The sequence below is a fragment of the Pedobacter sp. genome, from assembly GCF_035566355.1.
GTDB lineage: Bacteria > Bacteroidota > Bacteroidia > Sphingobacteriales > Sphingobacteriaceae > Pedobacter.
Map to the genome: position 1 here is coordinate 1 of NZ_DATMRL010000321.1, position 6,875 is coordinate 6,875.

Genomic DNA, 6,875 nt, shown 5'->3' on the forward strand with positions numbered 1-6,875 from the left:
ATCAAGGCTCGCTGCAATGCGCCAACGAGAATAGAGGTCTGGGGTGATCATTTGTTAGGCCCCCAGGAGCGGAAGAAGGGAGAGCTGTCAACGGAACGTGGAGTAAATGGCCAATGCGGCCAGGATAAGAGCATTTATGCCGCGAAAGTCCCTTTACTGCTTTTCTTCTGAGGCTATCTTTGCTGTTACAAATGATCAAACTTACCTGCAGCAATGAACTGACCGAAGAACGAAATTACCCCTGTTGTAAAACCCGAACAAAAAACTACCTTTACGGTAAAAGAACGTTCTTTATAAAGCTGAAAAGTCAGTGTGTTTTGGAATTTTACTTGACACGATTAATACAACCTCAAAATTTATTTTCATTTTGTTGATAAAAAAAACTTCAGTGCAATCTGGCTGCACTGAAGTTCTTTAACATTGTCCTTTCAACGTTAACAATTAACAATTAAAGGAAGATATGAAAATCTCAACAACGCCAGAATCAACAACAAACCAACCATCCAGCGCAATTAAACGCGCGCTAACCAAAAAAGTAAAAGCCTATACCTTAACCGAAATCCTTGTGGTTCTGGTGATTATAGGTATTCTTGTGCTCCTTGCACTTCCAAACCTTCTTCCTTTAATCACCAAAGCAAAGAGTACAGAAGCTAAAGTGCAGCTGGAACATCTTGCTACGCTCGAGAAAAGTTATTTCTATGAAAAATCCAAATACAGTTCGGATCTGAATGAACTGGGCTTTATCCAGGAAAAACTCTCTACCGATGGTAAAGACGGAAAAGCGAATTACAGAATTGAAATTGTACGCGCCAATAACACTGGTTTCCTGGCCAGGGCAACAGCTGTAGCCGATTTTGATGGTGACGGTACTTTTAACATTTGGGAGATCGATCAGGATAAAAACCTGAAAGAAGTAGTTGCAGATTAAGGGTTTATCATCATGATCGCAACGCTCAATTTGCTCGCTTTACTGGCGCTGGTTTCTGTCTGTTATCAGGATATGCGTTACCGTGGTGTATACTGGATCTTTTTTCCTGTACTCAGCGCTTTATTTTTCTTTTTGAAGCTTAAACAGGTAGGCTGGGTCAATACCTTGCAGGATGCTGGCTATGCCATTGCTTTCCTGGTGGTCCAGTTGCTGCTGGTCTGGCTCTATTTCAGCGTTAAACACCGCAAACTCTTCAACATCGTAGACAGCTACCTTGGCCTTGGGGATATTTTATTCCTGGTGACGCTGACCTTTTACCTTTCTCCGCTGAACTATGTGGTGTTTTACCTGCTGAGCCTGATCCTGGTATTGGTTTACATACTGGTAACGAAAAGGATCAAAGGCATGGACCATATCCATATTCCTTTGGCTGGCCTGCAGGCTGCTTTTTTAGCCATGCTCTTGTTTTGGGATTTGGTACAGCCTCAGTTACAACTCTGCCAGGATTCCTGGATTTACAAAACCTATTTATTTAATGGCATTTAACCCGGGAAATATGAAAACGATACCTATAGAACTAGATATGGCGTTTATCTCTTCTGTAACGAGAGAACAGGCCTGGCATTACAGGATCATTCCTAAAGACAGTGATGAGGGCAGTATGGTCTTGTTTTGCGATGAGAACGCGGAGCAGCATATGCTGACCGATGAACTGGAAATTGTACTTGGAAAGCGCATCCGCCTGGAAGGAATTCCTTCAGATACCATCAATGAATGGCTGAACCTTCACTACCTCAAAGAAAACGGACAGCACCAGTTTCAAAAATCTGTTGTCGCCATAGAAGGGGATGGTTTCTTGAATGAACTGATCCGGGAAGCGCGCAATTTAAAAAGCAGTGATATTCATATTGAAATTTATGAAGAGCGGTGCAGGGTGAGGATCCGGATAGATGGGATGATGGTGGAGCGTTATGTGCTGAAGAAAACGGAGTATCCGGCCCTGATCAATAAGATCAAGATTATGGCCAATCTGGATATTGCAGAAAAGCGCCTGCCACAGGATGGAAGGATCAATTTCAGAAATGGGGAGGAGCAGTTTGATATCCGGGTATCGGTGTTACCTACTTTACATGGAGAAAAAGTGGTGTTGCGTTTGTTGAATAATAATGCGGCAAATATTGACCTGGAAAAGGTAGGCTTTTCTGCATTTGACCTGGCCAATTATATGCAGGGCATTAAAAGACCCAATGGCATTATCCTGATCAGCGGGCCTACAGGTTCCGGAAAAACCACTACGCTTTATGCCACGCTGAAGTATTTGAACAAAGAGACCCGGAACATCTTAACTATTGAAGACCCAATAGAATACACCCTTCAAGGTATCAACCAGGTTCAGCTGAAAGAGAGCATTGGCCTTACCTTTGCATCGGCACTGCGTACCTTTTTAAGGCAGGATCCGGATGTGATTATGGTGGGAGAGATCCGGGATCCGGAAACGGCTAACATGGCCATCAGGGCGGCTTTAACCGGACACCTGGTGTTGTCTACAGTCCATACCAATTCTGCCTGGGGAACGGTATCCAGGTTAATGGATATGGGTATTCCTTCCTTTTTGGTGGCCAATACGCTGAATACCTCTGTGGCGCAGCGGCTGGTCAGGTTGCTTTGCCCCAATTGCAAAACGGAGGAGGATTTTGATCCGTCTTTTTACCCTAAACAATTTAAGCCTTTTGCACCGGTACACCGGCACTATGTGGCGCGTGGCTGTGAGCAATGTTATCATACAGGCTACAGTGGCCGGAAGGCTGTATATGAGGTGATCCCTCTGGATCATGAACTGACACAGGAAATTAAACAAGGAAACATGTATATCAATCCTTTACTGGATCTGCGCGGAATTAAAACTTTAGGTGAAAATGCCTTTGCTTTATTCGCCGCAGGCCAGACAACTATAGAAGAAATTTACCCTTTATTATTTACAAATTAATGCGGAACTCAAAATTAATCCATCGATTATTGAAGCAGGTGCTCTTGTGTGCGGGACTGTTTACAGCCGGTTTAACCGGTGCATTTGCACAAAATCCTATGCCAGGGCAGCAAGCTAACCAGGTGCAAAGCCCGGCGGCCGAAGAACGGCTAAGGCTGGTCAAAGAAAGGTTAAATAACCTGGCCATTACGGTACCTGGTTTAAACCAGAAAGTGCAGATGAACGTGTCTAACGTTTCTGCTCAGGAGTTTTTACGTGCCCTGGCCCAATCCAATAACCTGAACATCAATATTGATCCTCAGTTGAATTTCAAGGTGTTCAACAATTTCACCAACGAAACGGCTTTAAATGTACTGGTCTTTTTGACCAAGGAATATGGACTGGACATTAACCTGATTGGATCTATTATGTCGGTAACCAAAGCCAAAGATCCTGTGCCTGTGGTGCCGGTAAAGCAGATCAATGTGCGTTACAATCAACAGAACAATACCTTGAGCTTAGAACTGGACAACGATACGCTGGCGCAGGTGGCCAGGAAGATCACTATGGTTTCCGGGAAGAATGTGGTGGTGCCGAATACTTTACTGACAAAGAAAGTAACGGGCTTTATGGCAGATGCTCCTTTTGAAACCGCCCTGGAGAAACTGGCTTATACCAATGACTTGAAGGTGGTTAAAACCAATGACAATGTATTTGTTTTCCAGGCTTTGGGCGAGGATGAGCAATTGTATATTGACAGTGAAAAGAACACGGCGGTGAAAAGAAACCTGAAGCCGGTCAACGTGGCGAACGGCAATCAGGGAGTTGGTGCTAATTTCAGTCTATTGAGCAGAGTGGTGGGAGGAAAGAAATTGCTGAGTGTGGATGCCATGAATGTCAATATGATCGATCTGATCAAAAATGCGGCCCAGGAACTGAATGCGAACTACTTTCTGTATTCGGATATTAAAGGAAGCATCACCATGCGGGTCAATGATATTAGTTATGATAATTTGTTAACCGCTGTTTTTCAGGGTACAGACTACACCTTTAAACTGGAAAACGGAATTTATATGATCGGTGACAGGAAACTGGAGGGCTTAAGGGCGCATAAAATTATCCAGTTGCAGAACCGTTCGCTGGACACCGTACAGAATATGATTCCTAATGATTGGAAACGGGGCGTGGAGATTAAGGAATTCAGGGAACAGAATACCATTCTTTTATCGGGATCGGCACCTCAGATTACCGAAATAGAAGGTTTCATTAAACAGCTGGACAAGCTGGTTCCCATGGTGTTAATAGAGGTGACGCTGATCGATATCCGCAAAGGTCATGGCGTTAAAACCGGGATTTCTGCCGGGGTGTCGGACAGTATTTCCAATCCGGGAAAGATCTTTCCGGGGATTGATTACACCTTTAGTTCCGGAGCGATCAATAGCTTTTTATCCAAACTGGGCCGGAACAATTCGATTAACCTGGGCAGGGTAACGCCTAATTTCTATATCAATATTAGTGCGCTGGAGAACAACAGTAATGTTGAAGTCCGGTCTGTACCTAAATTGTCTACGTTAAACGGTCATTCTGCAAACCTGAGTATTGGAAGCAAGCGCTATTACAGTACGAAGACGCAGAATGTGATTCCGTCGTTGACCACACAAACGGTGATTACGGAGCAGTTTACGGCGGTTGATGCGAATTTGAACATCAATATTAAACCGGTGGTTTCGGGTGATAGTCAGATTACGCTGAACATCAAAGTAGATATTTCTGATTTTATTGGCGATCCGCCTTTGAATGCGCCGCCTCCAACCTCTACCAGTAAGTTTGAATCTATTGTACGTGCAAAAAATGAGGATATGATTGTTTTGGGTGGTTTGGAGCGTACGGAGAGCAGCGAAAGTGGTTCTGGTGTGCCGGTCTTGTCGCGGATTCCAATCTTGAAATGGTTGTTCAGCAGCCGCAGTAAATCGAATAATAAGGTAGTGACTGTGGTGTTTATTAAACCAACTATTATTTACTAGTATGGCTTTTGATTTCAATTTTAAATCGGGGCTGAGTAGTAGTAAAGGGCTGGAACTGAAACTTCAGGCCGATGGTTTGATCGATGTGCGTTTGGTTGAACTTTCGCTGAAAGGTAAGATGATCCAGATCGGGCTTAAGAAACAGTATACTGCTGAACTGGGCCAGATTGCTGATGGGCTGAGCGGTCCTCTGGCGATTACGGTAACTGGCCGTGGGGTGTTGATTAAGAAAACGAAAAAGCTGGATGAAGTTAGGGAGGCTGCTCTACAGCAGGTGTTTCCTGGTTTCAATTTGACGGAGTTCTATGTTCAGAATTTTATTTCTGGTGAGGATTCCTTTCTGGCCGTGGTGAGAAAAGACATCGTTGATAAAATGATCGCTGCTTTTAAGAAAAAGGGGGTGGAGGTCTTGATGTTGGGCCTGGGGCCTTTTGTGGTAGATCAGGTACTCCCGCAACTCAACGTATACCAGGATTCATTGAGTTTTGACGGGCACCGCATCAAATTCAGGGAGGACAAGAGCTGGGAGAGTTATACCCAACAGCTGGAAACAGATACGGGTTTTGCACTAAAAATTGATTTGGAAACCATGCCTGAACCGTTTTTGTTAAGTTATGCTACGGCATTCCAGCTGATCCTGGCTGAAGTTCTGGAGCCCATAGAGGTGGATGCTCCGGAGATCGGGGAAAACAGGGCGGAGTATATCGCGAAGCTCAAATTTGAGAAAAGAGGTGTGCTGGTACTGGGCCTTTTTTTTGTGCTCCTGCTCCTTAATTTTCTGTTGTTTGGTTTTTACAATTCCAGTAACCAGGAAATGGAAGGCCGGGCGGGCAGGAAATCTGATCTCTCAGCCAATAAGAAGAAAATGGAAACGGAAATTAAGGAAAAGGAAGTTCTGGTGAAGAAACTGGGTTGGAATAAGGGCCTTGGTTATGCCTATATCTGCGACCAGATTGGAGCTGGCTTACCCGGTTCTGCTACGCTGACCGAAATGTCTGTGGAATCCGGTCTGATTAAATTGAAGGGAACTGCAGAGAATGTGTATGCCATCAATGACTGCATTTACACTTTTAAGAAGAAATCATGGGTGAAGGATGTGCAGCTGGAAAAGTATACCGCTGATGACCAGAAGCAGGCACAGGTTTTTACCATTACTTTAAATTACTGATCTAATGAATAAGCTCAATTATAGACAGCGAAATAAACTTTTGCTTCCACTGGCGGCCTTTGGCTTATTGCTGTGCTGGTTTTTTGCGTTTAGCAAAACTTTTGATGCCATTTGTTTGCACCATAGTTTTGAGCAGGAAGCTGCCGGCCTGGCGCAAAATGACCTTTCTTTTAACCCTGTACATGCGCAGAAAAAATTGAATGCGCTGAATGAAATTATCAAAGCGTACAGGGTGAACCCTGAGCAGTGGCACAACGACATCTGGTTGAAAGTGTCTGCCATTGCCGGGGCCAGAAATGTGTCTATTGACTACACTTTAACACAGCCTTCCATAGAAAGAGATTCTACTGCTGTAGGGATCAATCAAAGCCTTCATTTTTATGGGGGCTATGTGGAATTGGTGAAGTTGATGGATACTTTGGAGCGTATGCCGGGAATTGGAAAGGTGTCTGCGGTGCAGATGAAGGCGCCGTTAAAAGATTTGCTAAGCGAACGGAAAGATAAATGCGTGTTAAAAGTGGATTTTAAAGGGATTGAACGGGAAAAATAGGCTCCAATTATCATCCAATTGTCAGCTTTAATTAATGTTAAGAAATGATTAATCCTTTTTGCTTTTCAATTGTCATATAGCTAAATTAACGTAAGTTAACACACTCATGGCAACATGATTAGCATATGAACAAGAACACTAAATAATAAGCAAATGAAAACTCTAAGGTTTAAATCGTTAATTGTCGCAGGAACCATCCTCCTCATCAGTGGCTTTACTACCACCAGCGCCCTTGCTCA

At 43.8% G+C, this 6,875-nt stretch carries 6 protein-coding genes; all 6 read left to right on the plus strand.

Going from position 1 to position 6,875, the window contains the following annotated elements; all coding sequences use genetic code 11:
* Positions 1-460: 460 nt before the first annotated feature.
* From VNZ46_RS12435 to VNZ46_RS12460, 6 genes are read left to right on the plus strand one after another with little or no spacing between them, the layout of a single operon-like run.
* Entirely contained in the window at positions 461-928 is a 468-nt protein-coding gene (locus VNZ46_RS12435; protein ID WP_108549970.1) for a type IV pilin protein, read from the plus strand.
* A 12-nt stretch (positions 929-940) separates the two neighbouring features.
* Complete coding sequence (locus VNZ46_RS12440) at positions 941-1,474, plus strand: hypothetical protein (protein ID WP_325560453.1); 534 nt, start codon at positions 941-943, stop codon at positions 1,472-1,474.
* A gap of 10 nt (positions 1,475-1,484) precedes the next feature.
* The gene (locus VNZ46_RS12445; protein WP_108549988.1) at positions 1,485-2,915 is read left to right on the plus strand and encodes a GspE/PulE family protein; all 1,431 of its coding nucleotides are present in this window, start codon (positions 1,485-1,487) and stop codon (positions 2,913-2,915) included.
* Positions 2,915-4,918 (plus strand): type II and III secretion system protein, encoded by a 2,004-nt coding sequence (locus VNZ46_RS12450; RefSeq protein ID WP_325560454.1) that lies wholly within the window; start codon positions 2,915-2,917, stop codon positions 4,916-4,918. The genes VNZ46_RS12445 and VNZ46_RS12450 overlap by 1 nt, the downstream gene beginning before the upstream one ends.
* A gap of 1 nt (position 4,919) precedes the next feature.
* Positions 4,920-6,086, plus strand: a complete 1,167-nt coding sequence (locus VNZ46_RS12455; protein ID WP_325560455.1) for a PilN domain-containing protein — start codon at positions 4,920-4,922, stop codon at positions 6,084-6,086.
* 4 nt (positions 6,087-6,090) lie between these two features.
* Positions 6,091-6,636, plus strand: coding sequence for a hypothetical protein (locus VNZ46_RS12460; RefSeq protein WP_325560456.1), 546 nt, complete (start codon positions 6,091-6,093; stop codon positions 6,634-6,636).
* Positions 6,637-6,875 lie beyond the last annotated feature (239 nt).

Coding starts and splice junctions, on each gene's coding strand:
- VNZ46_RS12460 (WP_325560456.1), top strand. CDS start 6,091: ATGAATAAGCTCAATTATAGACAGCGAAATAAACTTTTGCTTCCACTG.
- VNZ46_RS12440 (WP_325560453.1), top strand. CDS start 941: ATGATCGCAACGCTCAATTTGCTCGCTTTACTGGCGCTGGTTTCTGTC.
- VNZ46_RS12450 (WP_325560454.1), top strand. CDS start 2,915: ATGCGGAACTCAAAATTAATCCATCGATTATTGAAGCAGGTGCTCTTG.
- VNZ46_RS12435 (WP_108549970.1), top strand. CDS start 461: ATGAAAATCTCAACAACGCCAGAATCAACAACAAACCAACCATCCAGC.
- VNZ46_RS12445 (WP_108549988.1), top strand. CDS start 1,485: ATGAAAACGATACCTATAGAACTAGATATGGCGTTTATCTCTTCTGTA.
- VNZ46_RS12455 (WP_325560455.1), top strand. CDS start 4,920: ATGGCTTTTGATTTCAATTTTAAATCGGGGCTGAGTAGTAGTAAAGGG.